The sequence below is a fragment of the Kosakonia sp. Marseille-Q7440 genome (assembly GCF_965119485.1).
In genome coordinates this window covers 2323845-2345702 of sequence record NZ_CBCPLT010000001.1, presented here as the reverse complement: position 1 = coordinate 2345702, position 21858 = coordinate 2323845, and the positions used below count along the sequence as shown (strand labels likewise).

Below are 21858 nucleotides of genomic sequence, written 5' to 3'. Positions count from 1 at the left end.
CTGGCTCCATTGGCTTACGTATGCCGCTACGATATCTCGCCGCCATATTTAAAGGTACTTGGATGAATCTACGGATTTGATAGTTAATACCTTTCTTAAAAAACAGACCGCTCAGCGGCACATTTCCCGGTTATGGAGGGTGATATATCGTGCAGCCCGCGCCACCGCTGCGTTTGCGCCGATCTGATTTGCCGTTTTCACTGGCTGAATAGCCGCAATGGGCTACCCTCATAACTCCAGATCATGATCAAAGGAGAGACAATGAAAAGGCTGGCCCTGTACCTCGTACTTCCCCTCGCTCTTGCCGGATGCAACGCCAATAACACCCCGCCGCAGACGCCGATCCCCGGTGAAAAAACCTCGGGTAAATTACAGACGCTGGAGAGCGGCGCGGCGGTGATGCAGTCCCGACCGCCTATTGACGCCATCAGCACCTATCTTGACGGCTTCCACTTCTACAGCGGCAACCAGAAGGGGCAGATGGAGGCGCACCACTATGTCACGGTGTTAAATGAAGATGTGATGCAGGCGGTGATCTACGACGGCAATACCCGCGATGCGCGCCTGATGGGTGTCGAGTACATCATCAGCGAGCGGCTGTTCAAGACCCTGCCAGCGGAGGAGAAAAAGCTCTGGCACAGCCATCGCTATGAGGTGAAATCCGGCAGCCTGGTCGCGCCGGGCCTGCCTGCGGTGGCGGATAAGGCGCTGATGAGCAAAATCGTCAACACCTACGGCAAAACCTTCCACACCTGGCACACGGATCGCGATAAAACCCTGCCGCTTGGCACACCGGCGCTGATGATGGGCTTTACCGCCGATGGGCAGCTCAACCCGGCGCTGCTGGTTGACCGCGATCGCCGCTTCGATATCAATACCGAAGAGATTAAAGCCGAGCGCGCCGATCTTCCGGCTAACCCTGTCGCCAAAGGGGCAGATGCCTGGGAGCAGGGGAAGGCGGTACAGCTTCGCGTCGTTCCGGTCTCTGAAGGCGCAGCCCATTCTCACTGACTCCTCGGGAGGTCACGATGATCGTCCATCACCTTAACTGCGGGTGCATGTGCCCGCTTGGCGGCGCGCTGTATGACGGCTTCAGTAAAGGACTACACGCGCACCTGGTCTGCCACTGTCTGCTGATTGAGACTGACCGCGACGGGCTGGTGCTGGTCGATACCGGTTTTGGCCGCGAAGATATGCAAGCCCCACAGCGCCGTCTGTCGGGCTTCTTTCGCCTGATGAACAACATCCAGCGCCGCGAGGAGCTGACCGCGCTGTCGCGCATTCAGGCACTCGGTTTTAAGGCGGAAGATGTCCGCCATATCGTGCTGACCCATCTCGACTTTGACCATGCCGGTGGCCTGACCGATTTCCCTCATGCGCAGGTACACCTGATGCAGCAGGAGATCGACACCGCCCGGCAGCGCCACAGCTGGCTTCAGCGCGAGCGTTACCGGCCCGGGCAGTGGAGCGCGCACTCCGGCTGGCAGGGTTACGCGCCGCAGGGAGAAAGGTGGTTTGGTTTCGAGGCGGTAAATGCTCTGAGCGGCCTGCCGCCGGAGATCCTGCTTATTCCCCTTGCCGGGCATACGCCGGGACATGCGGGCGTGGCGATCCAGCGTCCGGAAGGGTGGCTGCTGCACGGCGGGGATGCGTGGTTCTATCGTGAAGAGATGGGGCGTCCTGAACGCCACTGCACGCCGGGGCTGCGTTTTTATCAGTGGATGATGGGAATGGACAATCAGGCGCGCCGCGTTAACCAGCAGCGCTTACGGGAACTCTCCTGCGCCCATCAAGCGGATCTGACGCTCTTTTGCAGCCACGATGCGCTTGAACTGCGTGCATTGCAGCAGGGCAGGGCATAAAAAAACACACCCCGCAGGGGGTGTGTTTGTTAACCGCAAGCTGAATTACTTTTTCGACTTCGGTTCGCCGGTTCCCAGTTCAAAACCGGTAATCGGTTCAACGGACGGATCAGACATGGTGCGGTCGCTCATCGCTTTCACCATCGCCAGCTGTTCCGGCGTCAGTTGCACCGTGATCAGACCATCACCGCCATCAACGGCCGGCTGCGGATTGGCAACATACTCAAAGTTCTCGTCGCTGTTCCAGCTGCCGCGCGGATCATCGCCTTCCGACATGTTGTAGTAGACGTTGCTGTACTGCTCAATCGGCGGCAGTTTGCCCGGCGGGAAGTTGTTGCGAATCGAGTAGAGCGCTTTTTCAAACGACATCATATGCGCCACTTCACGAGTCATCAGGAAGCCGAGCGCATCTTTCACACCCGGATCGTCGGTGAGGTTGATCAGGCGCTCGTAGATGATTTTTGCGCGCGCTTCGGCGGCAATGTTGGAGCGCAGATCGGCTGTCACTTCGCCGATGGTGTCGATATAGGACGCCGTCCACGGTTTACCCGCAGAGTTGGTCAGCGCCGGGCCACCGCCGTAAAGCAGGGAGGTAACATGGCTGTCGTTACCGCTCTGTGTCAGGGAGCGATAGAGTTCCGCTTCGCTCTCGGTGCCTTCCGCCAGTGCGCCTTTCGCACCTTTGTTCAGCATACCGACCAGCGAGCCGATAATTTCGAGGTGGCTGAGTTCTTCGGTCGCGATATCCATCAGCATCTCTTTACGCCCGGCGTCATCATCACCCAGACCCTGAGTGAAGTAGCGGCACGCCGCGGCCAGTTCGCCCTGCGGTCCGCCAAACTGCTCAAGCAGCAGATTGGCGAGACCCGGGTTTGGCTCGCTAACGCGAACCGTATATTGCAGTTGTTTTACGTGACGAAACATTGCTTGCCTCCTGAATTCTAATAATTATTTTTTCGCTTCTACGCCATCCGCATCGCTGCGAAGCAGGAATTGTGCGGTAACGTCCGGAATATGATTCAGCGCCCATTCCGCCATTGCGACTTCTTCGGCAAGAATGCGTTTGAAAATATCTACGCTGGCAACATCGCCGGCTTTTTCCGCTGCGGTGATAAGGGAGGTGTAACAGGCAATCTCAAATTGCTCGAAGACGTAGCTGCTGATTGAACCTTTAACAACTTCATCCGGTGCAAACATGCCGCCGAAAGCCTGGCCCATGGCGGCCATTTTGCTGGTGGCATCTTTCATTACCGAACGATTAATATTATTGCGATCCATAACTTCTTCAAGTAATTGGATCTGACCCTGCGTTTCGGTTAAATGCTGGGCAATACGGGAACGCAGGTCCGGGTAGTTATCGATACGCTCGCTCATGGACTTCAGCATCGACTCAGCCTGTTTTTCCATCGCGTGGGCATCACGTAACCAGTCATGATAATTTTCTTGAGGTGTCATAATGTAATCCTTCTCTTCGTCGTTTTCGCGTAAGGGGAATTGTGTGCCAGCGTTTCGCTGTAGCACAGAAATATATTTTTGCGGTGATGATTTTTCGAATAACGAACCGGGAATGATTCGCCTTAGTCGTTAATTGAAATATGTGCAAGTCATCAGCTAATAATAATTTCCCTATGATCTAAAAACTCATCTCATTATTAAGCGAAGTTTTTTCGCACCCACAAATAAAACTAGCTGGAACTGCTCTTTAGTCAAATTACGCAGCGAAAAAACCCTTATTTCGCCGAGTTTGAGAACAATCTCAAAGCGGGCTATGCTTGAGCAGCGCAAATAAGCGAAGCGGCAGAGAATAGATGAATGACGAAATTGAACAGTACGGTATTTGACGCGTTTCGCTGTCTGAATTTACTGGCGACCGGCAACCGCGCCTTTGGCATTCGTGAGATTGGCCGCGAGCTGGCGCTGGACTCGGCGAAAGTGACGCGCCTGATGCACACCTTGCTGGCATTAGAGATGGTGCAGCAGGATGCGAAGCGCAAATATCGCCTCGGTATGGGTATTCACCGCCTGTCCGCCAGCGCGATTCATCACTCCGCTTTTTATACCGCCGCGCTGGAGATGCTGGAGGAGACCGGCAGCCATAACGTCTCGATTGTGATTGGCGTGCTCAGCGGGAACCAGGTGGTCTATCTGCTACATACGCGCGGCGGCAAAAGCATCGCCCGCGCGATTGGCAATTATGAGTCGTGGCCGGTGCGCGATTCGGTGATAGGCATCAAACTGCTCGCGACCCTCAGCGATGAGGAGATCATCAATCGTATCGGCATCCACGATTACCATCTTCTGCAAACGGACATTGAGCAGGCGCGCCAGCACCAGGTGTTTGGCAAGGCGTGGGCGCCAGGGGATTACCGGCTGGCCTGCATCATACCGGGCATGCAGGCGGCGATTGCGCTCTCCAACATCGGTGGCGACATGGTCAATATCGACACCCTGCGCCAGTTTCTTATCTCCGCCGCGCGCAAGATCAGCGGTGAATCACTCCCCCCGGTGTAATAACTGCTGGCAGCGCTGCGCAGTCACCGCCACCGTTTGCCCCGGTTTATAGAGCGATGAGCCAATCCCAACGCTGTCGTAGTGGGCGAGATAAGCCGCCGCATTACTGACATCCACGCCGCCGACGGCAGAGAAGGGCAGCGCCTTCGGGAGCGGGCCTTTGATCAGCTGTGGAAAGTTCAGCGGCAGCGCCGAGGCGGGGAAAACCTTCAACACATCCACCCCCAGTTCGCAGGCGCGAAAAATTTCACTGCTGCTGAACACCCCGGCGCAGACGCGCAGCCCCTGCTGCTGTGCGGCTTCAACCACGCGCGCGTCAAGGTTTGGCGTCAGGATAAACTGCGCTCCAGCCGCGCGGCACGCTGCCACCTGCTGCGCGGTCAACACGGTGCCTGCCCCGAGCGTGATGGCGTCGCCAAACACCGAGGCTACGCGCGCAAGGCTGCTCTCCCACTGCGGCGAGTTGGTAGTGATCTCAATGGTAGTAATGCCGTGATCGCGCAGGCAGGCCACCTGTTCGATGCACTCGGCGGGGGCGATCCCGCGCAGGATGGCGACAATCTGCTCAGGCTTCATCACGGAATACCTCATTCAGCCCGGCGATCAGCGCCTGCTCCGCGTCAAGGGTGGTGAAGGGGAGATCGAGCGCCTCGCAGGCAAAGGCATAGCGCGGCAGCAGCGCCTGGCTGCCAATAAAGCAGACCGCCTCGTCGCGCGGGTGGCCTTGTAGAATCTCATGAGCGATGAGTAATCCCGACAGCCACGCGCCCGTTGCTGCCGGGTCGAGATCGCCGAGAATATAGTGTCCGCGACAGCGAAACAGCTCGCTCACCAGCGTCGTCTCGCCGGACTCAACCTGCCGGGCGGTGCGCACACCGCGCAGAAACGCCTCGTCTGATGCCGACTGCTCTGGTAGCCCTTTGCCGACAATCGAGTGGTTGAGCACCAGATTCCACAGCTCGCCGGTCATCAGGGTGCGCAGGCTCTCCACCTGCTGCTGCGCGCGGTTAACCGTCAGCCATTTGCTGTGGGTGCCGACGGCGGCGAAGGTCTGGCTGGTGGTCAGGGTCAGCGCACCGGCAAGCTGCATCTCCTCCCCGCGGCAGATCTCCATCACCCGCCGGTCGCAAATACCGGGACGCAGGGTAACGGGGTTGGGCAGAATGCCCGGCAGTGCGCGCCCCTTTGCCGTCAGCTGGGCAAAACTGAGCGGCAGCGCCAGATAGCCCGCGTCTGCGAGGCCGATATTGCTGCCGACCATGCCGCATAACAGCACCGGCAGCGTCTCATCCCACCCCTCTTCGAGGCGCAGCAGCTGTTCGCGCAGAATATCCGGCAGCGCCTCGCGCGCGCATTTGCCCACGCCGCATTCGGCCTCAACGCTGCGAAACACCTCGCCGTTACGCACGCTGAGAGCGCGGAAATTGCTGCTGCCCCAGTCCACCGCGATATAGTTCATCGGCTCGCCTCCAGCACTGCCAGCGGCAGGGCACGGGTCAGATCGCGCAGTTCGTCGCGCGTTTCCTCATCAAGCCCTTTTGCCGGTTCACGCACCACATCGGTGGCGAAAATGCCCGCCTGGTGCAGCACGGTTTTGTGGATGGCAACACCCAGCCCCGGCTGCACGCCGTAGCGCAGGAAGGGGAGGTAGCGGTAGAAAATGGCCTGCGCTTCCTGTTTGTCATGCTGCCAGGCGTGGAGAATAGCGTTAATCACCTCCGGAAATTCGCAGGCGGGCATGGTGCCGATAATGCCCCGGCGCAGCTCCTCATAGAGAAAACCGCCATTCAGCCCGCCGAACAGCCCGACGCGATCGCCGAGTGCCTGCTTCAGGGCGCTGATCTTCAGCGTGGTCGGCGGTTGCTCCACCTTGATGTATTTGATGGAGGGGAAATCCTCGCACAGCTTCACCAGCGTCGGTACCGGGATGTTCACGCCGGTCATCAGCGGCGCATCCTGCACCATGATGTCAATGTCACAGGCGGAGCAGATATCGCGCCAGAAGTTATAGATCTCTTGCGGGCCGGGTTTCACCACCGACGGCGGGTTGACCATCACCACCTGCGCCCCCCAGCGCTGCACGCGCTGAATATCTTCAATCGCCACCACCGCAGAAGCGCCACCCGCGGCAGCAATAAGGGGCAACGCGCCGGTCAGACGTTTCACACAGGCAAACAGCGCCTCTTTTTCCCCGGTCGTTAGCGCATAACCTTCCGACGCATTGCCAAACAGCGCCAGCCCGTCGATTCCCTGGGCCAGCAGAAATTTCACTAACTTCTCGATGGAGCCAAAGTCCACCGCACCATGCTCATCAAACGCCGTCGCCAGAATTGGCACATTACCCTTTAACATGTGACCCCCATTACTGATTCGCGTACCCGCGCTTCATTGATTGCAATTCCCAGACCCGCCCCCTGCGGCAGCGCGTAATGACCCGCTTCACACACCAGCGGCGTATCGAGCAGCTGGTTGGCAAGCTCAAACACCGGCGGCTGATACTCGAGCATAAAGAGATTCGGCAGCGCGGCGGCGACATGGATCGACGCGGCAATGCAGGGCCCGAGGCCGACGCTCAGGTGCGGCGCGACCTGCAAATTCCAGGTCTGCGCGAGTGAAGCGATATGCATCAGCTCGGTAATGCCGGTGCGCCCGACGTCCGGCTGCACAATGTCCATCGCCCGCTGTTCAATAAAGGGCCTGAACTGGTAGCGGGTGCGCTCGGTTTCGCCCAGCGCAATCGGCAGCGGGCTTTTTGCCCGCAATTCGCGGTGCCCGGCGATATCCTCCGGCAGCAGCGGCGCTTCAAGAAAACCGACGCCAAGGGGATGCAGAGCGTTGGCCAGCTCTGCCGCCTGCGCCACGCTGTAGTTCCAGTGAGCATCGAGAAAGAGGCTGGCTTGTGGGCCGAGTGCGTCACGGATGGCGCGCACATTCTCAACGTCCTGCTGCACGCCGTAGCCAAGCGCCAGTTTGATGGCGTTGAAGCCTTTCTGCTGCCAGCGCAACGCCAGCGCACAGCGCGCCGGGAGATCCGGCTCCGGCAGGCCAGAGACATAGCAGGGGATCTGCTCGCGAAACGCGCCGCCGAGCAGCTGGAAAACCGGCTGGTTGAGGATCTGGCCTTTCAGATCCCACAGCGCGATATCCACCGCCGCCAGCGCGTCAATGTGATATCCGGTGATATGGCCGCGATCGCGCATTGCGTCATACATCCGCGCATTGAGCACCTGGCTGGCAAAGGGCGACTGGCCGGTTAACAGCGGCGCAAAGAGTTGCGTAATTAGCTCGGCAATCACCTGCGGCACGACGGGCGCGAGGGCTTCGCCCCAGCCGACGTGACCGCTGTCGGTGGTGATTTTGACAAGGCAGGTCTCCATCTTGCGCGAATAGACGCAGCGGTACTCCGGGCGGTAGTAATAATCGCTGTCGCTCGCCTTGACCTCGCCGCCGAGATAGGCCTGCGGCGTGGTGATTTTGAGCGGAAAACAGTCGATACGGCTGATCTTCATGACAACTCCAGGTCAGGTTAATCGAGAACTTTGCCGGCGGTCTCTTTGGCGATCCACACGACAATAAAGGAGATAAGCGCAGTGCCCATCACGTACCACGCCGGGGAGAGCGGGTCGCCGGTCAGGGTGATAAGCCCCGCCGAGGCGAATGGCGTCACGCCGCCAAACACCGCAACGGTAAGGTTGTAAGCAATGGCGATGCTGCCGTAGCGGATAGCGGTCGGGAACAGCTCGACCATCGCCGCGCCGCAGCCGCCATTAAACATGGCGACAAACACGCCGAGCAGGCTCATGGCGGCAATCGAGGCGCCCACCGATCCCTGGCTCATCAGCAGCATCGCAGGCCAGGTGAAAAGAATGAAACCGCCGCAGCCCATTAACATTAGCGGGCGGCGGCCCCAGCGATCTGAGAGATAGCCGGTGAGTGGCATACAGATCGCCACGCTCAGCAGCCCGAGGGTGGTGATGAGGTAGGAGTCGGTGCGGCTGTAGTGCAGGTGGGTGGAGAGATAACCCGGCATAAAAGATTGCAGCACCCAGCTGCTTACCGCTTTCACCACCACAAAGCCGGTGCAAAACAGCAGGGCAGTCATTGAGGTGGAGAGGGTTTTACGCAGCGGCGAGGCTTCGATTTTTCCGCTGGCTTTCAGCTTATGGAACTCGGCGGAGTCTTCCATATTGCGGCGCATATAGAGCCCACCGAGGCCAAGCGGGGCGGCAAGCAGGAAGGGGATGCGCCAGCCCCAGTCGTTCATCGTTGCTTCACCCAACGTATGGGTGAGCAGCAACACCAGCCCGGAGCCGCAGACAAAGGCCATAAAACTGAAGTTTTCGCTCCAGCAGGTGAGCGTCGCGCGGCGGTGCGGCGGCGCGCTTTCCGCGAGATAGGTAATCACCCCGGAACTTTCGCCCCCGGCGGCGAAGCCCTGCACCAGACGGGTGAGCACCAGCAGGACTGGCGCGATGATCCCGGCCTGTTGAAAGGTGGGCAAGATGCCCATCACAAAGGTGGAGATGGAGGTGATGACGATCACCGTCACCAGCACTTTGCGCCGCCCCTGGCGGTCGCCCATCGAGCCGAAGAAGAGACCGCCGAGCGGACGCATTAAGAAGCCGGAGCCGAAGACAGCGAAGGATTTCAGCAGACCAATCGCCGGGTCGTCGCTGACAAAGAAGTTGCTGGCGATGATCGCTGCCAGCGTGCCGTACAGGCCAAAGTCGAACCATTCGATAAAGTGCCCGACGCCCGCCGAGAGCATAATTTTGGCGGTGCGACGGGCCGGCACTTTCTGCTCCGTGCCGTCGTAGGGCTGTGAGGTGGTGTGCTCCATTGAGCCTCCCGTAGTGAGTAGGGTATCTGCGTTGTTGTTATCGTGCAGGGAGTGTTGGGGATCGCAGCCGGGCAGGCGAGCGCCGTGTTGCGTTGCGTGAGGCTTATCAAAAATTGCGCCGGAAAAGTGCTTCATATAGTGAAGCAATGAGGTTCAGCGCATGAGCCGATGCGATTCGCTTTTGTAGGCCGGATAAGGCGTAAGCCGCCATCCGGCATTGCGGTATTGCCCGATGGCGCTGCGCTTATCGGACCTACGAATGTCGATGTTGCGTGTTTTTGTAGGCCGGATAAGGCGAAAGCCGCCATCCGGCGTTGCGGAAGTGCCCGATGGCGCTGCGCTTATCGGGCCTACGTATGTCGATGTTGCGTGGTTTTGTAGGCCGGATAAGGCGTAAGCCGCCATCCGGCAATGCGGGGTTGCCCGATGGCACTGCGCTTATCGGGCCTACGGGGATGTGGTGGTCGAAAACTGACAAAATGTGCGCTTATCTTGACAATCCATTGACAGTTATCTGCCTGGTCAGTAATTTCATTTGTAATTATTGACCAGGCAAATAACATGACGAACTCTGCGCATAACCCTAACCCGAAGCTGCACCTCGGCCTGCTGATCCATCTGGCAAACCAGTTTAAAGACCAGCTTCTCAGCCACTACTTTTCCCCGGCGGATATCACCGCCGCGCAGTTCAAGGTGCTGATCAGCATCTATAAAGGCTTCACCAGCCCGGTCGAAGTGAGCAAAAACCTGCTGATGGACGCCGGTGCCATGAGCCGCATGCTTGAGCGCATGGTCAAGCGCGATCTGATTGTGCGCACTACCAACCCCGACGATAAACGCCAGGTGATCCTCGGCCTGACGGAGAAGGGGCGGGTGATTTGCGATCGCTTCCAGAATGAGGCGCTGACGTCGATCCTCGCCTCACTCACCGAGCGCCTCAGCCAGGATGAAGCGCAACAGCTGGTCACGCTGCTGATCAAAATGCTGCCTGATGGCGCAACCCAACCCTATCGCTAAGTTTTTCTGAAAGGTGATCAAGATGACCGATTCAGCTGCTCAACCTGCACGCGCGCCGAGTAAACGTAAGCGCAACTTCGCCATTCTGTTTGTGCTGCTGGTGATTATCGCCGCCGGCTGCCTGGCCTGGTATCTGCTCTATGCCCGCTATTACGAAACCACCGACGACGCCTATGTCAGCGCCAATCAGGTAACGCTGACGCCACAGATTGGCGGCACCGTTACTCAGGTCGCCGTTGATGAGGGCGACTTTGTGCAAAAAGGGCAGCCGCTGGTGCTGCTCGACCCGGCCGATACCGAAATTGCGCTGCAACAGGCGCAGGCCAACCTCGCCAGCACCGTGCGCCAGGTGCGCGGGCTTTACAGCACGGCGGATAACTACCGCGCGCAGGTGGCGGCGAAAAAAGTGGCGCTGCAAACCGCGCAGAGTGATTACGCGCGTCGGCAGAAGATTTTCGCCACCGGCGCAGTCACCGCAGAGGATCTCTCCCATTATCGTGACAACGTCACCAGCGCGAAAAGTGATCTGATTGCCGCCCAGCAGACGCTCAACACCAATCTGGCTATGGTCGATGACACCGTTATCGACAGCCACCCGGAGATCAAAAGCGCCATCGCCACCCTGCGTCAGCGCTTTCTCGATAACGCCCGCAGCACCATCGTTGCGCCGGTGAGTGGCTATGTGGCAAAGCGCGCGGTGCAGCTTGGCATGCGTGTCGATTCCGGCACCACGCTACTGTCGATTGTGCCGCTCGATCAGGTGTGGGTAGATGCCAACTTCAAAGAGAGCCAGATGAGCACCATGCGCCTTGGGCAGAAAGTGACGCTGACCGCCGATCTCTATGGCGATGACGTGGAGTATCACGGCACGATTGAGAGCCTCGGCATTGGCACCGGCAGCGCTTTCTCCCTGCTGCCCGCGCAGAACGCCAGCGGTAACTGGATCAAGATTGTCCAGCGCTTGCCGGTGCGCATTACCCTCGACCCTCATGATATGCAGAAACATCCGCTGCGCGTCGGCTTGTCGATGGCCGCCCGCGTCGATATTCGCGATACCGAAGGGCACCTGCTGCCGCAGCAGAGCGTCGCGCAGCCGCGTTTCGCAACAGATGTCTACCAGAACGCGCTGGATAAGGCCGACGCTCTGGTGGCGAAGATCCTTCATGATAATAGCCAGCCGGTAGCCGCCCGCTAAGAGAGACGCGATGCAAGATAAATCGGCATTTACGCCGCCCAGTCTGCTGCTGGCGACGATTGCGCTGTCGCTGGCGACCTTTATGCAGGTGCTGGATACCACCATCGCCAACGTGGCGCTGCCGACCATTGCCGGTAATCTCGGCGTCAGCGCCGATCAGGGCACCTGGGTCATCACCTCATTTGCAGTGTGTAACGCCATTGCGCTGCCGCTTACCGGCTGGTTTACCCGCCGCTTTGGTCAGTTGCGGCTGTTTGTTGGCTCGGTGGCGCTCTTTACCCTCTCCTCATTTCTGTGCGGCTTTGCCCACAGCATGACGGAGCTGATTGTCTTCCGTGCGCTACAGGGCTTTTTCGCCGGGCCGATGTTCCCGATGTGCCAGACGCTGCTGCTGGTCATTTTCCCCACCAGCAAACGCAGCATGGCGCTGGCGCTGCTCTCAATGGTGACGGTGGTGGCACCGATTGTCGGGCCGATCACCGGCGGCTGGATCACCGATAACTACGCCTGGCCGTGGATCTTCTACATCAACGTGCCGATTGGCATCTTCGCGGCGATTGTCGTCTGGATGCAGCTGCGCGAGCGGGAAGAGACCACCACCACCTCGCCGATTGATTACATCGGTATTGCGCTGCTGGTGCTTGGCGTTGGCTTGCTGCAAGTGGTGCTGGATAAGGGCAACGATCTCGACTGGTTCGCCTCGAACGAGATCATCATCATGTCAGTGCTCTCGGCGATTGCGCTGGTGTCGTTTGTGATCTGGGAGCTTGGCGAGCAGCACCCGATCGTTAACCTGCGGCTGTTTAAGGATCGCAACTTCGCCATCGGCACCGCCACGCTGACCCTTGGCTACGCGGCCTTTTTCGCCATCAACATTATTTTGCCGCAGTGGCTGCAAACCCAGATGGGCTACACGGCGATCTGGGCCGGGCTGGCGGCGGCACCGATGGGCTTTCTGCCACTGCTGCTGACGCCGTTTATTGGGCGCTACGCCCATAAAGTTGACCTGCGCATCCTGGCAACATTGTCGTTTTTGACCATGGGTGCCTCCTGCCTGCTGCGCGCGCAGTTCAATACCGAGGTCGATTTCCGCACCATTGCCGAAGTGCAGATGTTTATGGGCATTGGTGTGGCATTCTTCTTTATGCCCATCACCACCATTGTGCTCTCTAACCTGCACGGCCAGGCGGTGGCGGAAGGCTCCGGCCTGGCAACCTTTTTCCGCGTGCTGGGCGGCTCTTTTGCCTCCTCGCTCACCACCTGGATCTGGTCGCGGCGTGAGATTTACCACCATGCCACCCTCAGCGAAAGCGTCTCGCAGTGGAACCCGGCGGCGACGGATTATTTGCATAAGATGGGGGGCGCAACGCAGCAGCACCTGGCGGCGGTGGATAAAACTCTTGAGCAGCAGGCCTATATGCTCTCGACCATCGACTACTTCTGGCTGCTGGGCTGGCTCTTTTTAGCACTGATGATCGTTATCTGGTTTGCCCGCCCGCCGTTTGTGCGTAGCGGTGCGCCCGGCGCGCCGTCGGCCGGACATTAATTACCACCCATAGAGAGATGTTATGGCACCCCTGTTATCCGCCAGCGATGGCCGTTTATTGCAGCACCGATCCTTTGTCGCCTTCTGGCTGGCGCGCACCAGCTCCAGCTTTGGCTTTCAGATGTTGTCGATTATTGTCGGCTGGCAGATCTACTCCCAGACGCAGAGTGCCTTCTGGCTCGGGATGATTGGCCTGGTGCAGTTTATTCCCTCGCTGACGCTGGCGCTGCCCGCCGGGCATATCGCCGACCAGTTTGACCGCCGCCGCGTGGTGCTGCTGTCGCAGGTGTGCGAGTGGGTGGCGATTGTGGCGCTCGCCTGGCTCACCTGGCAGGGGGACGCCAGCGTTGGCGTCATCCTGGCGCTGATTTTTGTTATCTCCTGCGCCAAAACCGTCGAATCGCCGTCGATGATCTCAATGCTGCCAGCGTTAGTTCCGGCTTCGATTCTGCCACGCGCCACGGCGGCGAATGCGGTCTCCGGCCAGGCGGCGCAGATTGTTGGCCCGGCGCTGGGCGGTTTTCTCTACGCCGCGGGGGCGGACGTGGTCTACAGCGTGACGGCGGCGCTCTATCTGCTCTCGCTGCTGCTGGTGATCACCCTGAGCTATGAGCAGGCGCAGCCAAAACGCACGCCCGCCACGCTCTCTTCCCTCTTTGCCGGGGTGCGCTTTATCCGTAACCGGCCGGATGTGCTGGGGGTGATCTCCCTCGATCTCTTCGCCGTGCTGCTCGGCGGCGCGACGGCGCTGCTGCCGATTTTCGCCCACGATGTGCTGCATACCGGCCCGCTCGGGCTGGGGCTTTTGCGCAGTGCGCCAGCGGTGGGCGCGCTGCTGGTCGGCTTCTGGCTAAGCCATCGTGCGCTGACGCGCCGTGTCGGCATCATTATGTTTATGTCGGTCGCGGGTTTTGGCGTGGCGACGCTGGTATTCGCCTTCTCAAGCTGGATGTGGCTCTCGCTGCTGGCGCTGTTTGCGCTCGGCGGGTTTGACATGATCAGCATGGTGATCCGTGGCTCGCTGGTGCAGCTTGATACGCCGGATGAGATGCGCGGGCGGGTCAATGCGGTGAATTCGATTTTTATCAATACCTCCAATCAGCTTGGGGAGTTTGAGTCCGGGATGCTTGCCGCATGGCTGGGGGCGGTGCCCGCTGCGGCGATTGGCGGGGTAGGGACGCTGATTGTGGTGGCGCTGTGGATGAGGTGGTTTCCGGGGTTGCGGCATCGGCAGAGGCTGGAGAGTGATGTTGGGTGATTTGCCGTCCAGGCGATGGGGCTTGCATGGGGCATTGGTGGAATGATTCCGTTCACCAGGCGTTCGGGAGTTTCATTAATCTCTTGTGCGGTGAACGGGATAAGGGAAGCGGCCGCGCTCCCCTTATCAATCCCCGCGGCCCCGCAAGGAAATCGGTGCTGCGCACTGCGCTCACCTCCCGCGTGGCTGACTGCGGCCGGCTCGACTCGACTTGCTCACCCCTACGGGGATTCGCTCCCTGTCTCGGTTCGCCTCTGTCCGCCATCCATGGCGTCCAGACCTTGTCATTCACGCTCCGGTTCGCCGATTTCAGCGGGGGTCAACACCGTCGCTGTGAGATGGACGTCCAATGAAAAACTGTCGCTGCTGGAACCGCGTAGGCCGGATAAGCGTTCACGCGCCATCCGGCATTATCCCTGCGTCATCGATTGCCGGATGGCGGCTACGCCTTATCCGGCCTACCAAACCGGAGCCCGCTGAAACGGCGTAGGCCGGATAAGCGTTTACGCGCCATCCGGCATTATTCCCGCCACGCCCATGCCGGATGGCGGCTTCGCCTTATCCGGCCTGGGCGGTTGCAGAGGTTACTCGGGGGCACCGCCGTCGCCCTGGGCGGAGGGCCATTTCCAGCCGCGAACTTCGGGTAAATCTTCCCCGTGCTCGCGCACGTAACGGTGATGCTCGGCGATCTTCTCCGCCAGCTCATCCAGCACCGCATCCGCTTTGCCTTGCAGAGAGGGGGTGCGCACAATCGCCTCCTGCGCCAGGTGGAAGCGGTCCAGCTCATTCATCACCGTCATATCAAACGGCGTGGTGGTGGTGCCTTCCTCCATAAACCCGCGCACGTGGAAGTTGCGGTGATTATTGCGCGGATAGGTGAGGCGATGGATCAGGCTCGGGTAGCCGTGGAAGGCAAAAATCACCGGTTTATCCGCCGTGAAGATGGCGTCAAACGCCTCGTCGCTCAGGCCGTGCGGATGCTGCTCTTCCGTTTGCAGCGCCATCAAATCGACAACGTTCACCACCTGAATGCGCAGATCCGGGAAGTAGTCGCGCAGCAGATCGACCGCCGCCAGCGTCTCCATTGTCGGCACATCACCGGCGCAGGCCATCACCACATCCGGTTCTTCGCCTTCAGCGACGGTGCCCGCCCAGTGCCAGATCCCCATACCCGCCGCACAGTGTTTCTGCGCCGCTTCAAGATTCAGCCACTGTGGCGCAGGCTGCTTGCCAGCGACAATCACGTTAATGCGATCCCAGGTCTTCAGGCAGTGATCCGCCACGCAGAGCAGGGTGTTGGCATCCGGCGGCAGATAGACGCGCACAATATCGGCTTTCTTATTCACCACGTGGTCAATAAAACCGGGATCCTGATGGCTGTAACCATTGTGATCCTGACGCCAGACGTGAGACGAGAGCAGGTAGTTAAGGGATGAGATCGGTTCACGCCACGGCAGTTTGCGCGTCACTTTCAGCCACTTGGCGTGCTGGTTAAACATTGAATCGACAATATGGATAAAGGCTTCATAGCAGTTAAACAGGCCGTGCCGCCCGGTGAGCAGGTAGCCCTCAAGCCAGCCCTGACACTGATGTTCGCTGAGGATCTCCATCACCCGGCCATCGGCGGCAAGCTGCTCATCGTAGGGTTTCACCGGCTCCTGCCAGGTGCGGCTGGTGACATCAAACACTTTGCTTAAGCGGTTCGAGGCGGTTTCGTCCGGGCCAAACAGGCGGAAGTTATCCCGGTTGCGCTGGAATATTCCCGCCAGATAAGCCCCGAGCGCGGCGGTGGATTCCGCCTGCGTCTCGCCGGGCGAAGTGACATCAACGGCATAATCGGCAATCGAAGGCGTATTAAGCTCGCGGCGCAGGCGACCGCCGTTGGCCCACGGGGTGGCGCCCATACGTTTGTCACCCTCCGGTGCCAGCGCGGCCAGCTCCGGGCGCAGCCGCCCCTGCTCGTCAAAAAGATCCTCAGGCTGATAGCTGCGCATCCACTCTTCGAGGATCTGGCGGTGGCCGTCATCTTCCCGGCAGGAGGAGACCGGCACCTGGTGCGCGCGCCAGAAGTCCTCCACTTTTTTACCATCCACCGTTTGCGGCCCGGTCCACCCTTTCGGGCTGCGCATAATAATCATCGGCCAGCGCGGTAAATCTTCAGCGGCTTCACCGCTACGCGCCTGCTGCTGATAGTGGCGAATACGCTCCAGCGCCTGCTCCAGCGTCTGCGCCATCTGGCGGTGCATCTTCTCCGGCTCATGACCGCTGACAATCAGCGGCTCGTAGCCGTAGCCGCGAAACAGATGCAGCAGATCTTCGTCGCTGCTGCGCCCGAGAATGGTCGGGTTAGCAATTTTATAACCGTTGAGATGGAGGATCGGCAGCACCGCGCCATCGCGCGCGGCGTTGAGGAATTTAATACCGAACCAGCTTGACGCCAGCGGCCCGGTCTCCGCTTCGCCGTCACCAATCACGCAGGCGGCAATCAGCGACGGGTTATCAAACACCGCGCCAAAGGCGTGGGAGAGGGAGTAACCCAGCTCGCCGCCTTCGTTAATCGACCCCGGCGTTTCCGGTGCGGCGTGGCTTGGAATGCCGCCCGGAAAGGAGAACTGGCGAAAGAGGGTTTTCATCCCCTGCGCGTCCTGGCTCACCTGCGGGTAGATCTCGCTGTAGCTCCCCTCAAGCCAGGTGTTCGCCACCATGCCCGGCCCGCCGTGCCCGGGGCCGCAGATGTAGATCATATTGAGATCGTGCTGGCGAATGGCGCGGTTGAGATGAGCATAGATAAAGTTCAGCCCCGGCGTGGTGCCCCAGTGGCCGAGCAGGCGCGGTTTGATATGTTCAGGCTTAAGCGGCTCGCGCAGCAGCGGGTTATCCATCAGGTAGATCTGCCCGACAGAGAGGTAGTTGGCCGCGCGCCAGTAGCGGTCGATCAGTTGCAGTTGATCATCGGGAAGTGAGGCGTATTGCGTCATGCGTTTCTCCGCGTCAGTGAAATGAGTTCCTGTTAAGCCTGGCACAGATGCGGGAACCCTTTGCGTCACCTACGCTTAAAGCGTAACCGCACGCATAAGGATCCGAATGAAAACCGACACTCAGACCACCGCCGTGATTGATAAACACGGCATTATCGGCAACCTGCGGACCTGCGCGCTGGTGACCGTTGAAGGGGCGATTGATTTTCTCTGCTGGCCCAATCTCGACAGCCCCTCCGTTTTTAGCTCGCTGCTTGATGCTAAACGGGGCGGCTACTTCTCCGTTGCGCCGTTGGGCGAGGGCTGGCGCGCCATTCAGCACTATTTGCCGGATACCAACGTGTTGCAAACCCGCTGGCTCTCGAATGAGACGATGGTGGAGCTGACGGACTTTATCGCCATCAACGAGGATGACGAAGCCAACCCGCTGATTGTGCGGCAAATCACCCTTATCTATGGCGAGGCGACAATTAAGCTTCACTGCTCGCCGCGCTTCAATTACGCCAGCGACGTGCCGGAGGTGAAGGAGGATAAACGGGTTTATCACTTCAAAGGCAAGAAAGGGGCAGCGCTGACGCTGGCCTCATCCGAAACCTTGCAGGTGAAAAAAGGGCTGGTCGAAGGGGAGTTCAGCCTGAAAGCGGGCGAAACGGCGACCTTTGTGCTCGGCGACAGCAAAGTGAAACATGCGGCGCTAAAACAGGTGGCGGCGATGCGCCAGCGCACGCTCGCCTACTGGCAAAGCTGGGTGGCGCAGAGCAAATACAGCGGCCGCTGGCGCGAAGCGGTAACGCGCTCTTCGCTGGTGCTGAAGCTGCTCACCTCTCAGCGCTACGGCTCGATTGCCGCGGCGGCGACCTTTGGCCTGCCGGAGTTGCCCGGCGGCGAGCGTAACTGGGATTACCGCGCCACCTGGCTGCGCGACGCCTCTTTCAGCTGCTATGCGTTGATCCGCCTGGGCTACGTCGAAGAAGCAAAAGCCTTCGGCGCATGGATCGGCAGCTGTATGGAGAACAGTAAGTTCGACCCGAAAAAGTTGCAGGTGATGTATCGCCTCGACAGCGGAACCGATCTCACCGAGGAGGAGTTGCCGCACCTCGCCGGTTATCTCAACTCCAGGCCGGTGCGCAAAGGCAACGAAGCCTATAAACAGCTGCAACTTGATATCTATGGCGAACTGATGGACGCCGTCTATCTGACGACCAAATATGGCGACAACATCTCCCATCGCGCGTGGGAACATGTGATGCGGCTGGTGGATTATGTCTGCGAGATCTGGGATTCACCCGATGCCGGCATCTGGGAGATGCGCGGCGAGCCGGAGAACTTTCTCTACTCGCGCCTGATGTGCTGGGTGGCGCTCGACCGCGCGCTGCGGCTGGGTGCCAAGCGGTCGCTCTCAATGCCGTTTGCCCGTTGGGAGGCGACGCGGCAGAAGATCCGCGACGATATCTGGCATAACTTCTGGAATGAGAAGCTGGGTCACTTTACCTCAACGCGCAACGGCAGCGATGTTGATGGCTCGATGCTGCTGATGCCGCTGTTTCGCTTTATCGGCGCCAAAGATCCCGACTGGCTGGCAACGCTCGACGCCATTCGCACAAAGTTAATGCGCGATGGCATGGTGCGGCGTTATTTGCAGGAGGAGACCCCGGCGGATTCGCTCCAGGGGGAGGAGGGCTATTTTGCTCCGTGCTCGTTCTGGTATGTCGAATGCCTGGCGCGGGCGGATTTTGTCGATGAGGCGCGCATTGAGTTTGAGAAGCTGCTGCACTACGCCAACCACCTTGGGCTGTACGCCGAGGAGTTTGATGAGCGCGGCTTCCCGCTCGGCAACTTCCCGCAGGCGTTGACCCATCTGGCGCTGATCAGCGCCGCGTTTTACCTGGATAAAAAGATGTCCGGGAATCAGCAAACCTGGCAGCCGTAAGGCTGCGGTTTACTGCGGGCCGTGAAAGGTGAGGGCGAAGCCCTGCTCCTGCCAGTGGGTAAACTGCTGCGACTGGCGCTGGGTCAGCGCTTTGCCCGTCCAGACCACCAGCTGCTTTCCCGGGAAAAACTCCGGGTGCGGGGAGTCGAGCGGATCGGCGAGCACATCCAGCGACCAGCCCTGCTGCGAGAAGCGCCAGGCTTCCAGCCACAGGCGCGTACGATCGTCATTGTTCCACGCGATAAACAGTGCCTCTTTGCTTTCCTGCTGGCGATTGAGCGCCAGGCGGGTAACGGCAAAGTCGATCAGTACGCCGTCAAGCAGGCTTAAGATCACCCGCGCGGTGTTCTGATCCCGCGCCAGCAGCAGGCGCACTGGCATAATCACTTCATCGATAAGCTGATCGACGCTGTATTTACGCCCCATATCCAGCACCATGGCGCGCAGCCTGGCCGGGTTAACCTGGCGCAGGGTTGCCAGCAGATCTTCCTGCACTTTTGCCCAGCCCTGCTCGACGCCGACGGGCGTCTCATCCAGCAACGCTTTCACTTTACTGACCGAGACGCCGCTTTCGATAAAGCGTTTAATGGCCTCAATGCGCAGAATGTCCGCTTCGTCAAACTGACGATGGCCGCCCTCGCTGCGCTGGGGCTTTAGCAAACCGTAACGACGTTGCCATGCGCGAAGTGTGACGGGGTTAATTCCGCACCGTTCTGCCACTTCGCCAATACTGTAAAACGCCATGACTTCCTCGTAACCCCGATATACACCCGCAAAGCCTAGTTAAGCCTTGCAGGCTGTACAAGCACTTTGTACAGCTTTACTTAAGGAGCGATTAAGCATCGTCCTGTTTTTCTGGCCAGCAGACTGCTGGAATACCGTTGATGTCCGGGCGCGCGAAGAGGTAGCCCTGGAACTGGGAGATACCCGCCGACTCCAGCCACATCCACTCTTCAGCTTTCTCGACACCGACGGCGGAGATCTGAATTTCAAGGGATGTACAACATTTAATGATCGCCTGCACAATTGCCTGGCGTGAGCCACTTTTATGCACATCCTGGATCAGATCGCGGTTGATTTTGATGCGGTCCGGCTGGAACTGCGCCAGCAGCAGCAGGCCCGCAAAGCCGGCGCCAAAGTGGTCAATCGCCACGCGGATCCCGGCTCCTTTCAGTAATTTCACCGCTTCGGTGAACTCTTCCAGGCGCGAGATGATCTCGCTCTCGGTGAACTCCACAATGATCTGCTCCGGCACCAGGCCGTTAGCCTCAATTTCGCGCAGGATAAATTCGACCGCGCCGGGCACTTCAACCAGCGTCATCGGCAGCAGGTTAACCGAGAGAGTCTGTGCGCCAATATCGAGTGCGGTGGCCATTGCAAACGCCACTTTCTTACTCTCAAGATCGGCTTTATAGAGGTCATCGCCCGTCAGGCCCTCAAAGTAGGCCTGCGGCGCATCGCCAGAAGGGGTACGCAGCAGGGCTTCAATCGCTACCACTTTCCGGGCGAAGGGATCGATCAGCGGCTGAAAGGCAAAGCGGCAGTCGGTGCTGGTAGCGGCAACGGACGCGGGCAGGGTAACGGCGCTGCCGTCGGGAACGAACTCCCACTCGTCGTCGACCGGGATCTCGAAGTAGTTCTCTTTCTGGCCCTCTTCGACAAAGGTCTGGAAGAACTGCAGCGCGCGATCGTCATAAATAAGCTGGTATTTTGAGGTGCCTTTATCCAGCACCGTTTGCAGCACCTCTTCCCGGTCGTAGGCGCGCAGATCAAACAGCTCCATCCCGGCTTTACCAAAGCGTCGTGACGGTGCGTAGTCGCGCAGCAACTCCACAACGTTAAAGTGGCGCTCATCATTGCAGATGGCGTTGTAAATCGGATCCAGCGTCTCTTCCGGCCCTTCAAGCAGCTGGAAAAAGTGGGTGCCATTAAACAGCAGAATGCCTGTTACGTTGGCCTGGCTGTTTTTTTGATTGGCCGCTTCAACCATCCCTTCAAGCATCGAAAACGATACGTTGTCGCGAAAATGGCTGCGGTAAATGAGGGTGGTGAGCATAAGCGTTCCGAAACGGGTGAATGAGCGCTCACACTACCAGATGCAAAGTACCTCGTCTCCCTTGATTTAGCAGAGAATTATGCTGTTTGTGCCGCTTGTACACGCGGCTTTTCAGCTTGTACAACCTTGCTCAACCGCGTAAAAATTTTCCTGGTTATAATTACCTGATAAATATAAAGATTGTGAAATATTCATTAGATGGCTAACAAACTTGTACAATTACTATGTACAAACCGGCGTTTTTTGTATAACTTTAACGTTACTTTAACAAGTTAATGGACTATTTGAGGAGTGACATATGCAGCAGAACGGTTATTTTCCGAATACAGCTAATGCCATTACCCGCTATTTCAACAAGGCATCACTCCCGACTCAGCAGCAGACGCTGGGACAGATCGCCGTTGAGATCCTGAGCGAAGGACGCAACCTGAACCGCAAGGCAATTTGTACTAAATTGCTGAGCCGTCTGGAGCAGGCTTCTGGTCCGGAAGAGGAGAGCCACTATCACACGCTTATTGGCCTGCTTTTCGATCGCTAACAGAGTTTGACCAACGGCAATACTTTTGGCTTTTGAGTCAATTCTCGCGGGGTGATGAAGCGCTTCATGCGCGTGCAGAAAAGTTAATCGTCCCCAAGGGAGAATTGGCTTCATGCCGCAATTGCAG

At 58.8% G+C, this 21858-nt stretch carries 19 protein-coding genes; 9 read left to right on the top strand and 10 right to left on the bottom strand.

What is annotated here, in order from left to right:
- Positions 1-261 precede the first annotated feature (261 nt).
- Both ACWPW2_RS10875 and ACWPW2_RS10870 read left to right on the top strand, forming a co-directional pair.
- Positions 262-1011 (top strand): OBAP family protein, encoded by a 750-nt coding sequence (locus ACWPW2_RS10875; RefSeq protein WP_454122956.1) that lies wholly within the window; start codon positions 262-264, stop codon positions 1009-1011.
- A 17-nt stretch (positions 1012-1028) separates the two neighbouring features.
- Positions 1029-1862, top strand: a complete 834-nt coding sequence (locus tag ACWPW2_RS10870; RefSeq protein ID WP_454122954.1) for an MBL fold metallo-hydrolase — start codon at positions 1029-1031, stop codon at positions 1860-1862.
- A gap of 45 nt (positions 1863-1907) precedes the next feature.
- Here the strand turns inward: ACWPW2_RS10870 and ACWPW2_RS10865 are convergent, their stop codons facing one another.
- Both ACWPW2_RS10865 and ACWPW2_RS10860 read right to left on the bottom strand, forming a co-directional pair.
- Positions 1908-2786, bottom strand: a complete 879-nt coding sequence (locus ACWPW2_RS10865) for a manganese catalase family protein (RefSeq protein ID WP_023479276.1) — start codon at positions 2784-2786, stop codon at positions 1908-1910.
- 24 nt (positions 2787-2810) lie between these two features.
- Positions 2811-3317, bottom strand: coding sequence for a ferritin-like domain-containing protein (locus ACWPW2_RS10860; protein WP_023479263.1), 507 nt, complete (start codon positions 3315-3317; stop codon positions 2811-2813).
- 357 nt (positions 3318-3674) lie between these two features.
- On the opposite strand from ACWPW2_RS10860, the gene ACWPW2_RS10855 reads away from it, so the two are divergent.
- Entirely contained in the window at positions 3675-4373 is a 699-nt protein-coding gene (locus ACWPW2_RS10855; protein WP_454122952.1) for a helix-turn-helix domain-containing protein, read from the top strand.
- Here ACWPW2_RS10855 and ACWPW2_RS10850 read toward each other — a convergent pair.
- The 5 genes from ACWPW2_RS10850 to ACWPW2_RS10830 are packed head-to-tail and all read right to left on the bottom strand — an operon-like array spanning position 4356 to position 9213.
- Complete coding sequence (locus ACWPW2_RS10850) at positions 4356-4949, bottom strand: 2-dehydro-3-deoxyphosphogluconate aldolase (protein WP_454123639.1); 594 nt, start codon at positions 4947-4949, stop codon at positions 4356-4358. The genes ACWPW2_RS10855 and ACWPW2_RS10850 overlap by 18 nt on opposite strands.
- A complete protein-coding gene (locus tag ACWPW2_RS10845) occupies positions 4939-5832 on the bottom strand; it encodes a 2-dehydro-3-deoxygalactonokinase (protein ID WP_454122950.1) in 894 nt (297 codons plus the stop codon). The genes ACWPW2_RS10850 and ACWPW2_RS10845 overlap by 11 nt, the downstream gene beginning before the upstream one ends.
- Positions 5829-6725, bottom strand: coding sequence for a dihydrodipicolinate synthase family protein (locus ACWPW2_RS10840; RefSeq protein WP_454122948.1), 897 nt, complete (start codon positions 6723-6725; stop codon positions 5829-5831). The genes ACWPW2_RS10845 and ACWPW2_RS10840 overlap by 4 nt, the downstream gene beginning before the upstream one ends.
- Positions 6719-7882, bottom strand: a complete 1164-nt coding sequence (locus ACWPW2_RS10835; protein WP_454122946.1) for a mandelate racemase/muconate lactonizing enzyme family protein — start codon at positions 7880-7882, stop codon at positions 6719-6721. The genes ACWPW2_RS10840 and ACWPW2_RS10835 overlap by 7 nt, the downstream gene beginning before the upstream one ends.
- Before the next feature lie 17 nt (positions 7883-7899).
- Positions 7900-9213 (bottom strand): MFS transporter, encoded by a 1314-nt coding sequence (locus ACWPW2_RS10830; protein ID WP_454122944.1) that lies wholly within the window; start codon positions 9211-9213, stop codon positions 7900-7902.
- 561 nt (positions 9214-9774) lie between these two features.
- Here ACWPW2_RS10830 and ACWPW2_RS10825 point away from each other — a divergent pair.
- From ACWPW2_RS10825 to ACWPW2_RS10810, 4 genes are read left to right on the top strand one after another with little or no spacing between them, the layout of a single operon-like run.
- Positions 9775-10230 carry a MarR family transcriptional regulator gene (locus ACWPW2_RS10825; RefSeq protein WP_454122942.1) on the top strand — a complete coding sequence of 152 codons (456 nt, stop codon included), beginning with the start codon at positions 9775-9777 and terminating at the stop codon, positions 10228-10230.
- 22 nt (positions 10231-10252) lie between these two features.
- A complete protein-coding gene (locus ACWPW2_RS10820) occupies positions 10253-11425 on the top strand; it encodes an efflux RND transporter periplasmic adaptor subunit (protein WP_454122940.1) in 1173 nt (390 codons plus the stop codon).
- A gap of 10 nt (positions 11426-11435) precedes the next feature.
- The gene (locus tag ACWPW2_RS10815) at positions 11436-12971 is read left to right on the top strand and encodes a DHA2 family efflux MFS transporter permease subunit (RefSeq protein ID WP_454122938.1); all 1536 of its coding nucleotides are present in this window, start codon (positions 11436-11438) and stop codon (positions 12969-12971) included.
- Positions 12972-12993: 22 nt separating this feature from the next.
- Positions 12994-14229 carry an MFS transporter gene (locus ACWPW2_RS10810; RefSeq protein ID WP_023479268.1) on the top strand — a complete coding sequence of 412 codons (1236 nt, stop codon included), beginning with the start codon at positions 12994-12996 and terminating at the stop codon, positions 14227-14229.
- A gap of 584 nt (positions 14230-14813) precedes the next feature.
- Here ACWPW2_RS10810 and ACWPW2_RS10805 read toward each other — a convergent pair.
- A complete protein-coding gene (locus tag ACWPW2_RS10805; protein WP_454122935.1) occupies positions 14814-17207 on the bottom strand; it encodes a phosphoketolase family protein in 2394 nt (797 codons plus the stop codon).
- Positions 17208-17313: 106 nt separating this feature from the next.
- Here ACWPW2_RS10805 and ACWPW2_RS10800 point away from each other — a divergent pair, with 106 nt between their 5' ends.
- Positions 17314-19137: a glycoside hydrolase family 15 protein gene (locus tag ACWPW2_RS10800; protein WP_454122933.1), complete on the top strand. Its 1824-nt coding sequence runs from the start codon at positions 17314-17316 to the stop codon at positions 19135-19137.
- A 9-nt stretch (positions 19138-19146) separates the two neighbouring features.
- On the opposite strand, the gene ACWPW2_RS10795 is transcribed toward ACWPW2_RS10800, so the two are convergent.
- Positions 19147-19881 (bottom strand): MerR family transcriptional regulator, encoded by a 735-nt coding sequence (locus ACWPW2_RS10795; RefSeq protein ID WP_023478757.1) that lies wholly within the window; start codon positions 19879-19881, stop codon positions 19147-19149.
- Between the two features lie 91 nt (positions 19882-19972).
- Positions 19973-21193 (bottom strand): diguanylate phosphodiesterase, encoded by a 1221-nt coding sequence (locus ACWPW2_RS10790; RefSeq protein ID WP_454122931.1) that lies wholly within the window; start codon positions 21191-21193, stop codon positions 19973-19975.
- Positions 21194-21491: 298 nt separating this feature from the next.
- Here ACWPW2_RS10790 and ycgZ point away from each other — a divergent pair, with 298 nt between their 5' ends.
- Positions 21492-21731 (top strand): regulatory protein YcgZ, encoded by a 240-nt coding sequence (ycgZ, locus tag ACWPW2_RS10785; RefSeq protein WP_023478790.1) that lies wholly within the window; start codon positions 21492-21494, stop codon positions 21729-21731.
- Positions 21732-21858: the final 127 nt, after the last annotated feature.